This is a genomic window from Meiothermus luteus, from assembly GCF_003574085.1.
Taxonomy (GTDB): domain Bacteria; phylum Deinococcota; class Deinococci; order Deinococcales; family Thermaceae; genus Meiothermus; species Meiothermus luteus.
The window spans coordinates 16146-33861 of record NZ_QWKZ01000005.1 but is presented as its reverse complement, the minus strand read 5'-3'; the positions used below and the strand labels follow the sequence as shown (position 1 = coordinate 33861).

The 17716-nt window shown below is 63.6% G+C and carries 15 protein-coding genes; 6 read left to right on the top strand and 9 right to left on the bottom strand.

Annotation, left to right across the window (positions count from 1 at the left end):
• Positions 1-37 precede the first annotated feature (37 nt).
• A complete protein-coding gene (locus Mlute_RS01550; RefSeq protein ID WP_119359013.1) occupies positions 38-1117 on the bottom strand; it encodes an ABC transporter ATP-binding protein in 1080 nt (359 codons plus the stop codon).
• Positions 1114-2676: an ABC transporter permease gene (locus tag Mlute_RS01545; protein WP_119359012.1), complete on the bottom strand. Its 1563-nt coding sequence runs from the start codon at positions 2674-2676 to the stop codon at positions 1114-1116. Before Mlute_RS01545 ends, Mlute_RS01550 begins: the two co-directional genes overlap by 4 nt.
• Before the next feature lie 286 nt (positions 2677-2962).
• On the opposite strand from Mlute_RS01545, the gene Mlute_RS01540 reads away from it, so the two are divergent.
• The 3 genes from Mlute_RS01540 to Mlute_RS01530 all read left to right on the top strand — a co-directional run bounded on the left by Mlute_RS01540 (position 2963) and on the right by Mlute_RS01530 (position 5243).
• On the top strand, positions 2963-3310 hold the full coding sequence (locus tag Mlute_RS01540; protein ID WP_119359011.1) for a type II secretion system protein: 348 nt from the start codon (positions 2963-2965) through the stop codon (positions 3308-3310).
• Between the two features lie 73 nt (positions 3311-3383).
• Complete coding sequence (locus tag Mlute_RS16375; protein ID WP_119359027.1) at positions 3384-3734, top strand: type II secretion system protein; 351 nt, start codon at positions 3384-3386, stop codon at positions 3732-3734.
• Positions 3735-3818: 84 nt separating this feature from the next.
• On the top strand, positions 3819-5243 hold the full coding sequence (locus Mlute_RS01530; RefSeq protein WP_119359010.1) for an O-antigen ligase family protein: 1425 nt from the start codon (positions 3819-3821) through the stop codon (positions 5241-5243).
• On the opposite strand, the gene Mlute_RS01525 is transcribed toward Mlute_RS01530, so the two are convergent.
• Positions 5214-6575, bottom strand: a complete 1362-nt coding sequence (locus Mlute_RS01525) for an O-antigen ligase family protein (RefSeq protein ID WP_119359009.1) — start codon at positions 6573-6575, stop codon at positions 5214-5216. The genes Mlute_RS01530 and Mlute_RS01525 overlap by 30 nt on opposite strands.
• 164 nt (positions 6576-6739) lie before the next feature.
• Between Mlute_RS01525 and Mlute_RS16370 the strand changes: the two genes are divergently transcribed.
• A complete protein-coding gene (locus Mlute_RS16370; protein ID WP_281270816.1) occupies positions 6740-8218 on the top strand; it encodes an O-antigen ligase family protein in 1479 nt (492 codons plus the stop codon).
• A 499-nt stretch (positions 8219-8717) separates the two neighbouring features.
• Here the strand turns inward: Mlute_RS16370 and Mlute_RS01510 are convergent, their stop codons facing one another.
• From Mlute_RS01510 to Mlute_RS01500, 3 genes are all read right to left on the bottom strand, one after another.
• Positions 8718-9758, bottom strand: a complete 1041-nt coding sequence (locus Mlute_RS01510; RefSeq protein WP_119359007.1) for a phosphotransferase family protein — start codon at positions 9756-9758, stop codon at positions 8718-8720.
• Positions 9759-9777: 19 nt separating this feature from the next.
• A complete protein-coding gene (locus tag Mlute_RS01505; protein WP_182482444.1) occupies positions 9778-10962 on the bottom strand; it encodes an acyl-CoA dehydrogenase family protein in 1185 nt (394 codons plus the stop codon).
• 170 nt (positions 10963-11132) lie between these two features.
• Positions 11133-12878, bottom strand: a complete 1746-nt coding sequence (locus Mlute_RS01500) for an acyl-CoA dehydrogenase family protein (RefSeq protein WP_119359005.1) — start codon at positions 12876-12878, stop codon at positions 11133-11135.
• 83 nt (positions 12879-12961) lie between these two features.
• Between Mlute_RS01500 and Mlute_RS15815 the strand changes: the two genes are divergently transcribed.
• Both Mlute_RS15815 and Mlute_RS01490 read left to right on the top strand, forming a co-directional pair.
• Positions 12962-13531 (top strand): DUF1294 domain-containing protein, encoded by a 570-nt coding sequence (locus Mlute_RS15815; protein WP_220452049.1) that lies wholly within the window; start codon positions 12962-12964, stop codon positions 13529-13531.
• Positions 13532-13546: 15 nt separating this feature from the next.
• On the top strand, positions 13547-14083 hold the full coding sequence (locus Mlute_RS01490) for an RrF2 family transcriptional regulator (RefSeq protein ID WP_119359004.1): 537 nt from the start codon (positions 13547-13549) through the stop codon (positions 14081-14083).
• Here Mlute_RS01490 and Mlute_RS01485 read toward each other — a convergent pair.
• Genes Mlute_RS01485 through ade form a run of 3 tightly spaced genes read right to left on the bottom strand, consistent with a single transcriptional unit; the run spans position 14058 to position 17700 of the window.
• Positions 14058-14642, bottom strand: a complete 585-nt coding sequence (locus tag Mlute_RS01485; RefSeq protein WP_119359003.1) for an NUDIX domain-containing protein — start codon at positions 14640-14642, stop codon at positions 14058-14060. The two genes, Mlute_RS01490 and Mlute_RS01485, sit on opposite strands and share 26 nt — an antisense overlap.
• A gap of 16 nt (positions 14643-14658) precedes the next feature.
• Positions 14659-15948, bottom strand: coding sequence for a guanine deaminase (gene guaD, locus Mlute_RS01480; protein ID WP_119359002.1), 1290 nt, complete (start codon positions 15946-15948; stop codon positions 14659-14661).
• A gap of 6 nt (positions 15949-15954) precedes the next feature.
• Positions 15955-17700, bottom strand: a complete 1746-nt coding sequence (gene ade, locus Mlute_RS01475) for an adenine deaminase (protein WP_119359001.1) — start codon at positions 17698-17700, stop codon at positions 15955-15957.
• Positions 17701-17716 lie beyond the last annotated feature (16 nt).

Genomic DNA, 17716 nt, shown 5'->3' with positions numbered 1-17716 from the left:
TCTAAGGAGCCCTCGGCGGGTTTTCCAAATTTCCCGCTCAGGTGCCCTCCTGGCGCCCTTGGCCCACCACCACCGCCTTGGCCCGCACCAGCACCCGCACCCTATCCCCAGCCCGAAAGGGGCTTTCGGGCCCCTCCTGCACGGTGAGCTCGCGGCTGCCCAGCCGCACCCGGTAGGTCAGGTCGTGGCCCTTGAATTCCCGCGCAACCACCACCCCCTCGAGCTGCCGCTCGCCCAGGTGGCCCAGCGGCGCCGCCAGCCCCAGCCCCTCAGGCCGCAGCGAGAGCAGCACCGGGCCGTGGGCCTCCTCCACCAGGGAAAGGCGGCCCAGTGGGGTTTCAGCCCAGCCGCCCCGGCCCTCTCCCGGGATCAGGTTGGTGCGGCCCAGGAACTGGGCCACAAAGGGGGTTCTGGGGCGAAGGTAGACCTCCTCGGGGGTTCCGGTCTGCTCGAGCCGCCCCCCCCGCATCACCGCCAGGCGGTCGGCAAAAGAAAGGGCCTCCTCTTGGTCGTGGGTGACCAGCACCGCCCCGATTCCGGCCTGCTTCAGCATGGCCCGCACCTCGTCGCGGGTGGTCTGGCGCAAGGCCGCGTCCAGGCTGCTGAAGGGCTCATCCAACAGGACCAGCCGAGGACCTGGGGCGATGGCCCGGGCCAGGGCCACCCGCTGCTGCTGCCCCCCCGAGAGCTCACCGGGCTTGCGGTCCTTGAAGACGGTGAGCCCCACCAAGCCCAACACCTCCTCCACCCGGGCCCACCGCTCCCTCCCCTTCAGGTGGCGCAGCCCAAAGGCCACGTTTTCCCACACGCTCAGATGGGGGAAAAGCGCGTAGTCCTGAAAGACAAAGCCTATCCCCCGCCGCTCCGGGGGCCAGCGGGTCACCTCCTGGCCCATCAGCCAAACCCTCCCCTCATCGGCCCGCTCAAACCCGGCGATAAGGCGCAGGGTGGTGGTCTTCCCACAGCCCGAGGGGCCCAGCAGGGCGAAGATCTCCGCCGGAGCGACCTCAAAGCTCACCCCGTCCACCACCGGGGGGCCTCCTTTGAGGTAGCGCTTGGTCAGCCCCTCCACCCGAAGGAGGGGGATTTCCCCTTTTGTAAAAGCCGTCTCCATCATCGTTCTTGGGTCAACAGAAGCCCCACAAAACCCGCCGAGAGCAGCACGACCAGCAGGGCGTAGGGGGCAGCCTCCGCGAACAGGGCCTCCGAGGTGTAACCCCAGATGCGGGTGGCCAGGGTGGAGTAGCCCACCGGGGCCAGCAGGAAGGTGAGGGGCAGCTCCTTCATGGCCGATAGGAAGACCAAGGCCATGCTGGCCAGCATCCCCCGCCGCAGCAAGGGAAAGGTGGCCCTAAAGAAGGCCTGAAAGGGGCCAAAGCCCAGGCTGCGGGCGGCCTCCTCGAGCCGGGGCGGGGCCTGGTAGAGCGCGCTGCGCACAGGCCCGATGGCCTCGGCCAAAAAGTGCAGGGCGTAGGCCAGCACCAAAAGGGCCAGGGTCTGGTAGAGGAAGGGGGCCCCCCGCAGGCTGAAGAAGATGAGGGCCAGGGCGAAGGCCAGGGGAGGCGTGGCGTACCCCAGGTAGGCCACCCGCTCCAGCGCCCGGGCCAGCCGGCTGGGGTAGCGCACCCCCAGGTAGGCCAGGGGCAGGGCCATAAGCGCCGAGAGCAAAGCCGCCGGGGCCGAGGCCCGCGCTGAGTTCTCAAGAGCCTGAACAACCCCTTCCCAGCTCAGGTAGCCGCTGGGGTACTGCAGCACCCAGTAGCCGATGGAGACCAGCGGCACTACCAAGGCCCCCACCACCGGCAGCAGCAAAAAGGCGTAGGCCGGCAGGGCCCCGTAGCCCAGCGGGGTGCGCTGGGGCAGCCTGGAGCTGCCCAGACCCACCCGGCTGAGGGAGAGGTTTTTGAGCAGCCGGGCCTCGAGCCAAAGCAGGCTCCCGGTGAGCAGCAGAAGCATTAAGGAGAGCCAGGCCGCGTACACCCGGTCAAAAGCCGAGGAATACTGTAGGTAGATGGCGTAGCTGAAGGTCTCAAAGCGAACCAGGCTCACCACGCCAAAGTCGCCCAGCACGTGCAGGCCTACCAAAAGCCAGCCTGCGTAGAGGGCCGGCCGGAGCTGGGGGAGCACCACCCGGAAGAAGACCTGGTAACCCCGGTAGCCTAAGCTTCTCGCCGACTCCTCGAGGGCGCTGTCCAGCCCGAGCAAGGCCGCGCGCAGGTTCAAGAACAAGTAGGGATAGGTGAAGAGGGTGAGCACCCCCAAAGCCCCTAGGTAGCCCGTGGGCCTGGGCCAGGTGAACCCCAGCAGCCCGCTCAGCCAGCCGCTGCCCCCCGTGGCCCCAAAAAACCCGAACACCCCCACATACCCCGGCACCGCCAGGGGCAGGGTGAGGAGCAGGGTCCAAAGGCGCCTGCCCCGCAGGTCGGTGCGGCTGGTGAGCCAGGCCAGGGGCAGGGCCAAGAGGGTGGTCAGGGCGATGACCCCCAGCAAGAGGGCCAGGGTGTTGAGCAAAAGCTGCAGGTTGCGGGGCCGCAGCACAATCTCCACAAGCTGGCCCGGCTCGGCCTGGGCCGCCCGCAGCCCGAGGTAGGCCAAGGGGAGCAAGACCCCCAGCCCCACCAGCAGGGCCACCGCCAGCAGGGGTAGGGGAATGGGCCGGAGCGTCTGGGCTGCCATAGGGGCGGGCCGCAGCCCGCAGAGCCTCAAGCTAGCAAGGCTCGGGGAGTAAATCAAGTATTTTTGTCGGAATTTAGGAGTTATCTGCGAATGGTTCCTACTTCCACATAGAGGCGTAACGCAAAGGGGGGCCGGCTGGGTCAAATTTCACATCCTTCCTCCGGCCCGGCGCTATACTAACCCCTGGAGTCGGGAATCGGCCCGCTCCCATGAGGCCCTAAGCCCTCTGCACTACCCCATACCGCGCCAATACCCATATCCCGGCGCGGAACCCTAGGAGAACACCATGAAGAAGTCTGGTTTCACCCTGATTGAGCTTCTCATCGTCATTGCCATCATCGGCATCCTGGCTGCGGTGCTCATCCCCAACCTGCTCAACGCCCGCCGCACCGCCGTCGACCGCGCCGCCCAGGCCTACGGCCAGAACGTCTACAAGGCTGCCCTGGCCTATGTGGCTGAAGACCCCAACAGAAGTTTGATTACGGGTAGCTGTAAGACCGGTTATAGCGCTGGCAGCTACAGCGTCGCTAACCCTGGGACTACGGTTTCTGACTGCAATGTTACTGGCAACGCCAACGCCCCTGTTGTTACCGTCATCAGCGCCAATAATACAGTCTTCACCATCGGCCAGTAAATCCACATAGCCTCACACTTTGTGCCAGGGGATCGGCCAAGCCGAATCCCCTGGTTTCGGTAAGGAGGTGCCGATGCGTGACAAGGGTTTTACGCTTGTTGAGCTCTTGATTGTAATTGCCATCATCGGCATTCTGGCTGCGGTGTTGTTGCCCAACCTGATACAGGCACGCCGGCTCAGTATTGATCGGGCGGCACAAGCCTACGGCCACAACGTATACAAAGCCGCCAATGCATACATTGCAGAAGACCCAAACAATAGCCTGGTTACTGGCGATTGCACCAGCGGCTACTCGGCTGGCAGTTATGTAATCACAAGCCCTGGAGCAAGCACGGTGCAGTCCTGCACGGTTAGCAGTCTGGGCGGCAATATTGTCCAAGTGGTCGTATCCAGTGCTGCTGGCCGAACCTTCACCCTCCCATAAGAGCAATGTTCTGATTAGGGAAGCCCCTCTCGCGAGGGGCATTTTTGTTTTTAGGTTGATGTCAGGAGGGCTATAGTAAATCTAATGAAAACATCGAAACAGCATCGTGCTGCGATTGCTCTAATCGCATTTGCCATCTTGTTTCCAGTGGTCTTAGCTCCTGGGGCTCTGTTTTGGAAACCCGGTCTCATCTTTGATACGGAACTCGCCCAGGCGCTGGAAATGTTTCAGCTTTTTCCAAAGGTGCTTGTTTTGTTGTTGATTGGCCTATTGGGAATGCTTAGTCTCAGGGAAATACGGTGGCGCGAACCCTTTGTTTTTCTGCTATTGACTCACTTACTACTTGTATTGGTAAGCAGCTTCAATGCACGCGACGATTGGAGCTATGTTCTACTTGGGCCGCAGCGACGGCTTGATGGCTTGCTGTACCATGTGGGTTTAGTTCTATACGTCATTGTGGCCTATCAGTTAGTCTTGACGTTGCCAGGACTAGGCAACAAGCTCCTGCTGGCACTGTTCGCTGGTGGCACCCTTCAAGCAGTCCTGGCCCTTCTACAACGCCTGCAGCTTGACCCCATTGGGCCATTGGTGAAGTGGAGCATGTATGCCACCCCAGTTGGCAGCCTCAGCCACCCGGGCATGTTGGCTGGCCTCCTCTTGCCCACCATAATGCTGGGGATATGGCTATTCACTCAGCAAGCCAATAGAAACTACCGCTACTTGCTGATACTTGGGGTTTTTTTATCCGCGTTGGCCCTTGGCGCAACTACCAATCGTGCGGCCTTGATCGCCCTGATTGTTGGCTTGGTGGGCCTGATTCTAGCTTATCGTACCTGGAGTGTGTTCTTTCTTTCTGGGTTTGCTATCGTCTGTGTACTTTGCGTCCAGTTCATTGTGCCAAACCGCCTAGGTTTTACGCGGGAGTATACTGCGACCAATACCCTAGAAATTCGTTTCCAAATCTGGGCACTAGCCTATCAAAGCTTGGGCAAAATTCCAGGTGCACCCTGGATTGGTGGTGGGCCGGATGCCTTCAGGCTAGCCCTGTTGCGAGACCCACCTGTAACCGATTTACTAGACTTGATCAAACTGGAGCTTGCCTGGCCACAGGACGCACGTGTGAGCAAGGTTACGGTTGTGCTGCCCCCAAAAGAGCAGATTCGTAGCAAATATCTTCAGGTGGAGTTTGAGCAATTTGGAGGTCAAACCAACATCAAACAAAGCTACCCTATCATCCTCGACAAGGCCCACAACCTCTGGCTAGATCGCCTGGTGGCTTTTGGTGGTTTGAGCATGATGTTGTGGTTGTTATTGTATTTGTATCCAATATGGAGAAGCTGGAGAAACCGAAGTCTCGCCTGGATTTGGGTATTGACAGCTTTGACGATCTACTACCTTGCCTGGTTTCCGGTCATCGGAACCGAGCCCTTGCATCTGTTAATTGCAGCTATTGCCTGGGCCTCGATTCATTCTGAAGCTTCAAATGTTATCCGTTTTTCGTCCAAGTAGGCTTCCTGTAGCGCAGGCGCCTCCAAGAACAGCCCACAAAGTTCCCTCGATGTGAAAAGGGGCGAACCAAAGGAACAAAAATGCGTGATAGGCAATTAGCCCCATTGCCAGCGGAGGGAATATATGCACGGAACGAAACACATACCAAAACAATGCTAGATAACATAACAAACCCACTAGACCACGCAACAAAGCGATATCCAAAAACTGATTGTGGGCTTTCCAAACAGAAATTCCTTTGATTGCCACTGTGCCATCGGTTTGCTCCACAAGGAGTACCGGCGAGGCTTTGGGGGTTAGAAAAACATCCTTAACGCGTTTGACGCCCCACTCCATCTGAGCATATTTGTCAAGTTCCTCTTTAGACAAAAACCTTGGCCAAATCGTATCAAACTGGCCTGCTCCCCACCCCGTCAGGGGTCGTTCCAAAATACCCCCTATGGCGGCTTTCCAGATGTAATAGCGGGTTTGCGCAGTCGTATTGTTTGTAAGTTGGCGCTCACCTTCGGAATTGAGTGTACGAACCATTAGCCAGCCTATTGAGAGTCCCAAGCAAACTATCAGGGCAGCCACAAGCATCTGCCGCCATTTCCCCGCCAACCACAGTCCACCGATACTCACTGCTAGCAAAGCTGCCCGATTATAGGTCGCGCCCAATGCGATGCTTAAGACGAAAAGAGCAGGTATCACAACTCCACTTGATTGTCGTAAAAAACCGAGCAAAATTCCAACAACCAAAACAAAAAATCCTGCCAGGTGCCCTTTTTGTGGGAAGGTTACCATTGGTAAGCTTGCGGGATGGATCGGATAGAAAACCCCCTGGCGGGTAGCTATTTCGATTATAGCAAGTGACGCCATCAAGACACCCGAGAGCACAACAGACCAGGCCAAGCGCTGTGGAAGCCCCGGATCGCGCAAAGTTTGCAAATAGACCAGCACGAAAACCCCAACCAGAGCTAGTCCAAAGAATGCGCCATCGCCACTACCAAAAAACGAACCTGTAAGCGCTGCTATTGGCTCCAGTGTGAAAAAGGCTGCTATCAAAGACCAGAACCCGTATAGCAAAGCCAGCGCAACGGCCGGGTGTTGACGTAGCGCTTGCGGCAAACGGCGAGCATCGCGAAGCCGCAAATCAGAATGTACCGACCACTCGAGAAGAAAACCGACTCCCAAAAAAAAGACTGTGACATATGCCCTTACCAAATAACCATCGGAGAGCACATTGCCCAGACTGGCGCCTGGGTTTACCAGAAAGGTCGGATAAAACAACAATACATAGATAGCGGCATAAATCGGCCACCACCATTGATGCAAAAAAACGCGACCAGTCATAGCTCGAACTCTACAATAAAGCCGTGCTCGAGGCCGGTTATATTCGTACTTTGTTGGCCGCACTCGCTTTACTTGCAACGCTTTTGTGGGCTTGGCAGCAAGTCTTCTCGCATTACGACCCTCCACCTCTTTGGTTGGTATGCACGGCGATTGGAACTATATTTTTGCTGCCATCGAGAATTCCGCTGGCCCTTTGGGCCTGGTGGGGCCTGGGCCTGCTCACCCTCTTTTGGAGCCTGACCCCGGGCAACACCCTGGTGCTGGGCCTCTGGGAGCTCGCGTACCTGGCCGCCTTCGCCGCGGGGGGATGGCTCCTCGGCCTGGTGGGGCTGGGCCTGCTCCTGCTGGGCCATGGGCTCCTCTCCACGCTGAGCCTGGCTTGGGCGGGGCTGGTCATGTACTTCTCGGGCTCCGTCCACTACGTGACCGGCGCCCAGGCCTTGGGGCTCATCCCCCTGGCCGCGGTGTGGACCCTTCGCTCCAGGTGGCCCCTTCTGGGCGGGCTCCTTCTGGCGGCGGCGCTGTTCGCGGCGCTCCAGTCGGGGGCTCGAGCCGTCTACCTGCCCCTCCTGCTGATGGGGCCCCTGCTGGTGTGGCGGCTTTGGCGCGAGGGGGTAGGGCTGGGGCGGATCGGGATAGGGCTGGGGGCGGTGGTGCTCGCGGTCTTCGCCCTGGACCGCGCGCTCCCCTTCTCCCCCATCCAGAACGCCCTCGGACTGAAGGCCAGCCTGACCAGGCAGCTTCAGGACACCCGCGAGGAGGGCAGCATCGGCAGCCGCTGGCTCATGTGGCGGCAGACGCTGGGCATGGCGCTGGAAGCCCCCCTGGGAACGGGCAACGGCAGCTTCCGGGATGTCCTCCCGGCCTACCAGCGGTACCCTGGGGTCCTCTTCGCCAGCGCGCACAACTACTACCTCGAGACCGCCGCCACCGGGGGCTGGCCGCGCCTGGTCCTGCTGATGGGGGCGCTCGGGGCCATCCTCTGGCGGGGCTGGCGCTCGGCGGCCTGGCCCTGGACCCTGGGGGCCGCCGGGCTCTGGGCCACCCTGGCCTTTGACGCAACCGGGATGTACCCCAGCGTGATGATGCTGGCCTTCGCCGCCCTCGGGGCGGTCCACGCGCAGACCGCCCCATCGGCCAGCCCCCTGGCCCCCCGTCTCCCCGGCCTGGGGCTGGGCCTGGCGCTGGCCGCCTGGTGGTACGCCCCCTGCGGGCAGGACTGCGCCATAGGGCGCCACCTGGGCCACCGCCAGGCGGTCCTGGCTGAGCTGAAGGGGTCCTCAGCCCAGGAGGCCCGGGCCCTCCTGGAGAGGGCCGCCGGGCTCAACCCCAAAAGCCTCTGGGTCTACCGCGCCTGGCTGGGCTACGCCCAGACCCCGGCCGAGCGGGAGCGGCTCCTGGAGAGGATTCTAGAGGTCTTTCCCCTGGCCAACCCCCTGGACTACCTGGAGCTGGCCAGGCTGAAAGCCGCCCGGGGGGAGAAGGAGGCCGCCATCCGCACCCTCCAAACCGGTCTGGCCCGGTTTCCTCCCGGGTTCCAGGGCTACCAGGCGGCCAACTTCTTCGGCCGCCTTAGCGCCATCTACGACACCTGGGAACGGGAGGCCCCGAGGCTCCTGCGCGAGCTGCACCGGGGGCGTTAAGACCGACTTAAGGGCAGTTTCACTACCCCATCCACTGGAGCATCCAAGCTCCAGGAGGTCAGGATGAACTCTACGCAGAACGTAGCCCTTTCGGCCCTGCTGTTTTTGTACAAGACGGTACTCGAGCACCCCCTACCCAAGAACCTCGAGGCGATTCGGTAAGACCAGCCAAGCGCTCCCCCATCAAGGAAGGAGGTCCAGGCTATATCGGCAACACATGGGGTTCACCATCTGGTTTGTCGCTGCTTTACGGAACCGGAATGCGCCTGATGGAAGGGTTACACTTGCCCGTCGTTGACCTCGATCTGCTGGCCTTGCGCAAAGCGCATACCAGGGCGGTAGCCCAGGGGATGCCAAACAGCCCATCTCGGCCTGCCAATCCTCCAGAAGGGGCCGGTAGGGGGCTTTGAGAAAGGTGGCCGGGCCGGTGAAGGCTAGTTCCGCGCGACGCATGGCCTTCCTGGGAAGCCCTCGAGGGTCGGCACAACGACAACGGGTTTTAGAGCTTTTCGGTCTCCAACGCTTTTTGAATTTTGTGCCCTACCTCGCGTATCAGGTGAATAAGGGCGGCAAAGCGGGCGTCCTGGGTGAGACCCTTCTGGTAGCGGGCATAAATCTGCTGCATAATCACCCCCACCTTGAAAAGACCAAACACGTAGTAGAAGAGTATCCCCGAGACATCCCGACCGGTGCGCCGGGCGTAGGCCTGCACCAGCTCGGCCCGGCGGTAGTTGCCCGGTAGGTGGGTCAGGCCAAAGTCCCTGAGGCCCGGCGGGTCGTTGGCCTCGGCCCAGTAGGCCAGGGTGGTGCCCAGGTCCATCAAGGGGTCGCCTAGGGTGGCCATCTCCCAGTCCAGCACCGCCACTACCCGCCGTAGCCCCGGATCAAACATCAGGTTGTCGTACCTGAAGTCGTTGTGGATGAGGGCCGCAGGCTGGGGCGGGGGCAGATGGGCTGGAAGCCAAGCCATGGCCTGCTCCATGCCGGGGACCTCCTCGGTGCGGGCCTTCAGGTAACGCTCCGTCCAGCCCCGCACCTGCCGCTCCACATAGCCTTCGGGCCTGCCCAAATCGGCTAGGCCTGCTTTGGCGTAGTCCAGGCCGTGCAGTTCAACCAAGGCATCCAGCGCAGCCTCGCAGACCCTCCGCATCTGGGCAGGGGTCAAGCCCTCCGGGGGCTTTGTGCGCAGAATTACCCCATGGAGGCGCTCCATCACGTAAAAAGGCGCCCCCAGCACGCCTTCGTCGTCGCAGTAGAGAAGGGGCCTCGGCACCCTAGGGTAGACCGGCCAGAGGGCCTTGAGAATCCGGTACTCCCGGCCCATGTCGTGGGCGGTCTTGATGTTGGCCCCAAAGGGCGGACGGCGCAGCACCAGCTCCTGTTCCCCCAGGCGCAAAAGGTAGGTGAGGTTGGAGTAGCCGCTAGGAAATTGCAAGACCTCGAGCCGCCCCCCAGCCCCCGGCAGGTGGTCCTTCAGGTAGGCCTCCAGCGCCGCAACATTTAGCTCCTCGCCCTTGCGCACCGGTACAGCCTGGTCCATCGCGCCCTCCCCAAAAGCCTCAGAGCGAGACCTCTACCCCGTGGGCCTTGAGTAAGGCCCGGGCCACCACGGTTTTGTGCACCTCATCGGCCCCGTCGTAGATGCGAGCGGCCCGCTCATGCCGGTAAAAATAGGCCAGGGGGGTGTCGTCGGACAGGCCAAGCCCCCCGTGCACCTGGATGGCGCGGTCCAAAACCCGCTGCAACACCCCGGCCACAAAGAACTTGATCGCCGATATCTCCATCCGGGCCTGCTCCGCTCCCAGTTTTTCCACCTTCTCGGCCGCGTCCAACACCATTAGCCGGGCCGCGTGGACCTCGGCCTGCGACTCGGCAATCAGGTGCTGCACGGCCTGGCGCGAGGCCAGGGGTTTGCCCGGGGCCAGCTCCCGCCGGGCGGCGTAGGCGCAGGTGAGCTCGAGGGCGCGCTGGGCTATGCCCACCCAGCGCATGCAGTGATGGATGCGGCCGGGGCCGAGCCGCTCTTGGGCAATAGCAAAACCCCGCCCCCGCTCCCCCAGCAGGTTCTCCCGCGGCACCCGCACCCCCTCAAAGCGAAGCTCCGCATGGCTGGCCCAGCCCTCCCCCTCCTCCCCCATCACCGCTATCTTGCGCACCTTTTTGAGCCCCGGGGCATCGCTCGGCACGATGATCAAGCTGGCTCGAGCGTAGGGGTTGGGGTGCTCGGGGTCGGTCACGCACATCACAATGCAAAAAGCCGAGCCCTCAAAACCGGTGGTGTACCATTTGTGTCCGTTAATAACCCACTCGTCCCCCTCGAGCACCGCCGTGGTGGAGAGCCAGACCGGGTTAGACCCCGCGTGCTCGGGCTCGGTCATGGCAAAAGCGCTGCGCACCTCCCCGGAAGCCAGCGGCCTCAAGAAGCGCTCCTTCTGCGCCTCGCTGCCATGCCTCAGAAGCACCTCCATGTTGCCAATATCGGGGGCCTGGGTGTTGAAAGCGTAGTGGCCCAGCGGGCTGCGGCCCAGTTCCTCGCTCCAGCGGGCAAACTCGCTCAAGGAAAGGCCCATCCCCCAGGGCTTGGGTAGGGGGGGCAGCCACCAGCCCAAGGCCCTGATTCGCTCACGAAGCGCCCGCAGGGCCGGTTCCACCGCCGCAAAGCCGTCCCGAAAGAAGCGGGGCTCCAGCGGCCGCACCTCCTCCTCCACAAAGGCCCGTACTTCACGGATCAGGTTCGGGGTCATCGGCCTAAGCTTACCGCTTGGGCCAACGGGAGCAAAAGAGCCCCGGGTCATCTACAAACGGAGGAGGACGCGGCTGTTACCCCCGGAGCCAAGGGCGGCAACTGAAAATAGGCCCGCCCCAAGGCGGGCCTCCAAACACCTCCGACGAACAGCCAACCTGCCGAATCCAGCTAGGCCTTGGGCTGGGGGTACCCTTCCGCTTCCAAGACCCTAACGGCAATCCGCCGGCGCAGGGCCACTAGATCCAGCAGCTCGTGTTTGGTCAGGCGGCGGGCCGCGGAGGCCATGAGCCGCATCTCGTCGCCCTCGGCCAGCCGGGGCAGGATGGAGAGGGAGGCGGCCTGGGCCCGGTCAAGCGCCTGGTGCAGGTAAAGCTGGGCCATCTCGGTGTAAACCGGGTCGGCCAGCCTGCGTGCGCGCAGTAGGGCGCTCTCAGCGGCATAGATGTCAATCAGGATGTCGGCTGCTACCGCCAGCACCTCCTGCTCCTCTTCCACCTTCGGGCCAAACCGGAGCGCGGCTAGGCCCAGCACCGCCAGGGCCAGCTTTTTGAGCCCTTGCAGGGCGGCCACTTCTTTGTCCTCGGGATCCTCAAAGGAGGGCTCCAGCAGCTCCTTCTGAAGCTTCGTGGCCGCCTCAAAGAGGGGCAGCTCCCCCTTCATAGCCCGGCGCAACAGCATACCGGGAATCAGCAGGCGGTTAATCTCGTTGGTGCCCTCAAAGATGCGGTTGATGCGGCTGTCGCGGTAGGCCCGCTCAATCTCGTACTCGGCGGAGTAGCCGTAGCCCCCGTGAATCTGCACCCCCTCGTCTACCACGTAGTCCAGCACCTCCGAGCCCAGCACCTTGATGATGCTGGCCTCCACCGCGTATTCCTCAATGCCCCTCAGCACCGCCTCGGCAGCATTGGCCTTATCCAGCCCCGAGAGCGCCTCGTCAATCAAGCCCATGGTGCGGTAAACCGCGCTCTCCCCGGCGAAGATGCGGCTGGCCATCTCGGCCAGCTTCTGCTGGATGAGGCCAAAGTTGGCGATGGGCTGACCAAAGGCCACCCGCTCCTTGGCGTACTTGGCCGAGAGCCCCAAGGCCCCTTTGGCCCCGCCAATGGCGCCCGCCCCCAGCTTGTAGCGGCCCACGTTGAGCACGTTGAACGCAATCTTGTGCCCCTTGCCCAGCTCGCCCAGCACATTCTCCACGGGGACCTTGACGTCCTCCAGGAAAACCTGGCGGGTGCTGCTGGCCTTGATGCCCATCTTCTTCTCCTCGTTGCCAAAGCGCAGCCCCGGCGTGTCGCGCTCCACCAGGAAGGCGGTGAGGCCCTCCTTGGTCTTGGCGAACACGGTGAAGAGGTGGGCAAAGCCGGCGTTGGAGATCCACATCTTGGTGCCGTTGAGGATGTAGTGCTTGCCGTCCTCAGAGAGCTCCGCGCGGGTCTTAGCCCCCATGGCGTCGGAGCCAGACTGCGGCTCGGTGAGGCAGTAGGCTGCGATGAGCTCACCCGAGACCAGCTTGGCCAGGTACTTGTCCTTCTGCTCCTTGGTACCCCAGTAGACCAAAGGCAGGAGCCCGATGCTGGTCTGAACCCCGTAGGTGACGCTGAAACCCCCGGTCCCCGCGAGGGCCTCGGCAATCACCGTGCTGACCGTCTTGGGCAGGTCAAGCCCCCCGTACTCCTCGCCCACTTCTACACCCAAGAGCCCCAGATCACCGCACTTCCGCAGGAGGGGGATGTTGTGCTCCAGGGCCCCGTGCTCCATGGCCTCAGCCACCGGGCGGTACTCCTTCTCCACAAACTGCCGCACGGTCTCCTGGATCATGCGGGTGGTGTCGTCAAAATCCTCGGGGGTGAAGACCTTCTCCGGAGCCTCGAGCAGCCAGCCTCCGCCTTTGCTGTAGAGCTTCCTGTCCGCAACCATCTTCGCACCTCGGGGAAACTTGTACTAAGTCAAAGTTTATCAGCCGCCCACTCCCACGTCAACGCCAGCTATATTAGCCTGGCATGAGAGGCGCGGCGTTGTATCTGCTTGGGGTGATTCGCAGTCTAGGGTGGCAGGTCTTGGTCCTGGCGTGGTACCTGATTCAAGTGCTGGTGGGCATTCCCGCGTTTTTACTCTCCTTGCTGGGGCTCATCTACCTGGGGCTGCGGGTGGTCCCCGGTGGGGTGGAGTTCCTCAACTCCCTTCAGGCCACGCCCCTCTCCCTTTCTCAAGCCCTGATGCTGGCCTACCTGCCGATGGGGCTAATCACCCTCTTCCGCTACGGGGTGGATAAGTGGCGGGCGGTGCAAAACGAAAAGCTGCGGCTACGGGGTTGGGCGGAGGTCTACTGGAGGGTGCCGGAGAAGCAGCTCCACCTGATGGAATTTTTCGGGGGCTGGCTGGGAGGGCTCTTGGCCCAGCAGCTCTTCCGCCACAAAAGCCGCAAGGAGAGTTTCCAAACCGACTTTTGGCTCATCGGATTCTTCCACCTGGCCCTGGTGGGCAGCGCGCAGTACCTCCAGAATAGCTGGGTAGGGGTCGGCCTGGTGGGCTTTCTGGGAGCCGTGGCCTGGTTCAAGGCCTGCCAATAGGGCTAAACTTAGTTCATGCGCCTTTCCAAAACCGATATTTACGCCCTAAAGACCCTGGGCTACCTGGGCGCCCAACCCCCAGGGCGTTTTGTGGGCAGCGAGGAGTTGAGCCGGGCCACCGGGGTTAAGCACACCTACCTGGTGCGCATCCTGGCGGCGCTGGTGGGGCACAACCTGGTGGTCTCCAAAAAGGGGCAGGGTGGGGGGTATGCCCTACCCCGCCCACCCGAGGAGATTAACCTGCGCGACGTCATCCGGGCGGTGGACGGTCCCATCGCTCCCCTGGCCTGTGTCAGCCTCAACTGGCCCAAGCCCTGTGTGGAGGAAGGGCGTTGCTGGGCCCGTGGGCGGGTTTGGCTCAAGGTGCGGGACGCCGTGCTGGAAAGCCTGAGCCGGGTCAGCGTGGCCGACCTGGCCGCCGACTTTATGCAGGGCATAGACTACACCGAGTGCCTAGGACACCTGCTCCCTGCGAGCGAGCTGCTCACCCGACCCAGCCAGCGGCGGAAGGAAAGCCAGGCCCGGCCTACTCGAGCCCCCGCTGGCCCCTAAGCCAGTCCACCACCACCCGCGACCAGCCCTCGAGCCGCTCGTAGGCCGCGCAAACCTCCTCCAGGCTGGCCAGCCGGCCCTCCAGTTTTTCGGTCTCCACTACCCGGGGTTCGTCCTCGGCCTCCACCAGGAACACCACCCCGGCGTGCACCCGGCTCACCGGCGTATCGGACATCACAATCAGGCCCACCGGCTCGGCGGTGTAACGCCTTATCCCCACCTCTTCCAGCAGCTCGCGGCGCAGGCCATCCAGCAGAGGGTTGGCCTCCGGGCCGCGGTGGTCTTGGGGGTTGATATGCCCCCCCACCCCCAGGGTGTAGAGGTTGTGCAGCCGGGCCTCGCCCCCTCCCTTGGTGCGCCGCATCAGCAAGTAGCGGCCCCCGTGGCGCACCAAAGCGTAGGGGATAACTTGGCGATGGGTGGGGTCTTCTTCGGCCTGGGCGCGTTCTAGGAAGAAGCCCTCGAGCCCTATTTTCCTGAGCAATGGGGCTTCGAGGGGCATCAGCTTTGCCTGCGCGGGCGGAAAGGCCGAGGCGGGAAGCACATAGACCCGTTCCACGCGGCCCAAGATACCATCAGTCCAGGGGCGCTTCCCGCCCGTCCAGCCAGACCTTTTGCACCTTGGCCTCGCCGTGCAGGGTAAAAAGCGAGCCCAGCAAGTCTTCTACCGAGTCCAGGTGGCGGAAGTGCACCTCCAGGGTGCTGCCTGGCTCCGGCTTAATCCAGACCACATCGGCGGCCTTGCCCGGCACCAAACTACCGACTTCCTCACCCAAGCCCAGAATTTCGGCGCCCGCCTGGGTCGCCAGGTAGAGCAGGTGGGCCGGGGTCAGGTTCACCCCGTCCGGGGCGTGGCGCTGGGTCAGGTAGGCCATCAGCCCTTCCTTGAGCAGGCTGAAGCCGGTGCCACCCCCCACATCCGAGCCCAGCCCGAAGCGCACCCCGTGCAAAAGGTGCCGCCGCATGGGGAAAAGGCCGCTGCCGATGAAGGCGTTGGAGCTCGGGCAGTGGGCCACCGCGGCCCTGGTCTCGGCCAGCCGAAGGAGCTCGGCCTCGGTGGGGTGGACGTTGTGGGCGAAGACCGAGCGCTCCCCCACCAGGCCAAAGCGGTCGTAGGTTTGGAGGTAGTGCTCGCTCCAGGGGAAGAGCCCGGCCACGGTGCGGATTTCCTCGAGGTTCTCGTTGAGGTGGGTGGTGAAGTGCAGGTCGGGGTGTTCTTGCAAGAGGGTCTGGCAGACCTCGAGCAGCCCCTCCGAGGCCGAGAGCGAGAAGCGCGGGGTGACCGCGTAGCGCAGCTTGCCCCGGCCATGAAAGCGCTGGATGAGCATCTTCTGCTCGGCGTAGCTCCGCTCGGGGGTGGTGTGGAGCGCGGGGAGCAGGAGCCGGTCTGAACACACCTGCCCGGCGATGATGCGGAGCCCCACGTCCTCGGCGGCCCCGAAGAGGTTGGCGGTGGCCCCCTGGAAGTGCGAGCCGAAGACCAGGGCGGTGGTGGTGCCGTTGCGCAGGAGCAGCTTTACGAACTCCCGGGCCAGCTCGCGGGCCAGCTTGTTGTCGGAAAGCTGGGCTTCTAAGGGCAGGGTGCGCTTTTGCAGCCAGTCCAGCAGGCTGTAGCCCATGGCCCCAATCACCCGGGTCTGGGGGTAGTGCACATGGGTGTCCACCAGCCCCGGCAGCAAGATTCCCTCGCGGCAGTCCTGCACGCTGGCATTGGGAAACTGGGCCCGCACCTCAGCGAAGCTGCCCAAGGCGAGGATGCGCCCTTCTCGAAAGGCCAGGCCCCCATCGGAAAAGGCCTGCAAAGCGCCGGCCTCACGGAAGGGGTTCTTGGGGGTGTGAACGATTAGGCCGCGCAGGATGACCATGCCGACCTATTCTACAAAGAGCCCCACCAAGGCCCCCTGCCGCACGTCCACCAGCCCGTGGTCGGTCAGGCGCAGCTCAGGGATGACCGCCAGCCCCAAAAAGGAAAGCGCCATGTAGGGGTCGGGCAGGCTGACCCCCAGCCTCCGGGCGGCGGCCTCGAGGGCCTGGAGCTTGGCGTCCACCGCCTCCAGGGGCTCGTCGGTAATCAGGCCCGCGATGGGCAGGGCCAGCTCGGCCAGCACCTGGCCGTCGGCCACCGCGATCATGCCGCCCCCCAAGGCCTCGAGCCTCCTGGCAGCCCGCACGATGTCGGCATCCGAGACCCCCACGGCCATCAGGTTGTGGTGGTCATGGCCCACCGTGCAGGCCAGGGCCCCTTTTTGCAGGCCAAAGGCCGTGACCAGCCCCTTGCCGATCCGCCCATTTTTGCCGTGGCGCTCTATGCAGACCAGCTTGGCCAAATCGCGCGTGGGGTCGGCCACCACCTCGCCGTCGCGAACGGTGGGCTCGAGGCGCTCCTCGGCGGTCAGCACCTGGTGGGGGATGGCCCGCACCACCCGAACCCGGCCCCCCTGGGCCGGAATCCGCAGGTCGTGGGGTCGCAGCTCGGGCAGTTTTACGGTGCGGGCCACCGCCGCCGAGACCTTGGTCTTGGGCAGTTCAACCCGGAGCCGCCCCTGTTCGGCCACCAACCGGCCCCGCTGGTAGACCTGGGCCGCCACAAAGGCCTGCAAATCGTCCAGGACGACCAAATCGGCCTGGAACCCCGGGGCCACCGCGCCCCGCCGCCGCAGGCCGAAGTGCCGGGCCACGTTGTAGCTCCCGGCCCGCACCGCGTAGGCCGGGTCTACCCCTAGGGCGATGGCCTTGCGTACCAGGAAGTCCACCCCGCCCTCACGCAGCAAGTCCGAGGGCAGCCGGTCGTCTGTCACCAGGCCGATGCGGTCGGCGTGCTCGGGGCGGAGCAGGGGGGCCAACGCCGCCAGGTTGCGGGTGGTGGAGCCCTCGCGCACCATCAGAAAGCAGCCCGCCTCGAGCTTGGCCCGCCCCTCCTCCAAGGTGGTGCTCTCGTGGTCGGAGGCGATGCCGGTGGCCAGGTAGCCTTGCAGGGACCGGCCGGTCAGGGTGGGGGCGTGGCCCTCGGGCGACTTGCCGAAGCGCTCGGCCCGCCGCACCTTCTCGAGCTCACCCGCCTCGGCGGCCAGAATGGCTGGGAAGCTCATCAGCTCGGCCACCCCCACCACCCGCGGGTGGGCCAGCAGCCGCTCTATCTCCGCCAGGCCCAGCGCCGCTCCACTGGTCTCCAGCGGGGTGGAGGGCACCGAGGAGGGCACCGTGACCCAGACCTCCAGCGGCAGCCCTTCGCTGGCCTCCATCAGCCACTCCACGCCCGCCACCCCGGCTACGTTGGCGATCTCGTGGGGGTCGGTCACCACCCCGGTCACGCCCCGGGGCACCACCCCCCGGGCGTACTCGGCGGGGGTGACCAGGGAGCTTTCCAGGTGCACGTGCCCGTCAATCAGCCCTGGGGCCACCACACGGCCCTCCAAATCCACCACCTCTTGGGCCTCGGCGCCGGCATACTCCAGGCCCACCGCCGCCACCAGGGGGCCGGCCAGCAGGATGTGGGTGGGCTGGAGGGTCAGGCTGAAGACGTTGAGCAGCCGGGCGTTCTTCAAAAGTAGGGTACCAGGCCGGCGGCCTAGGGCCACGTCCACCGCGTACTGGAGATCAGCCGTTGTGGGTTGCATTTTGGCTGCATGCTAA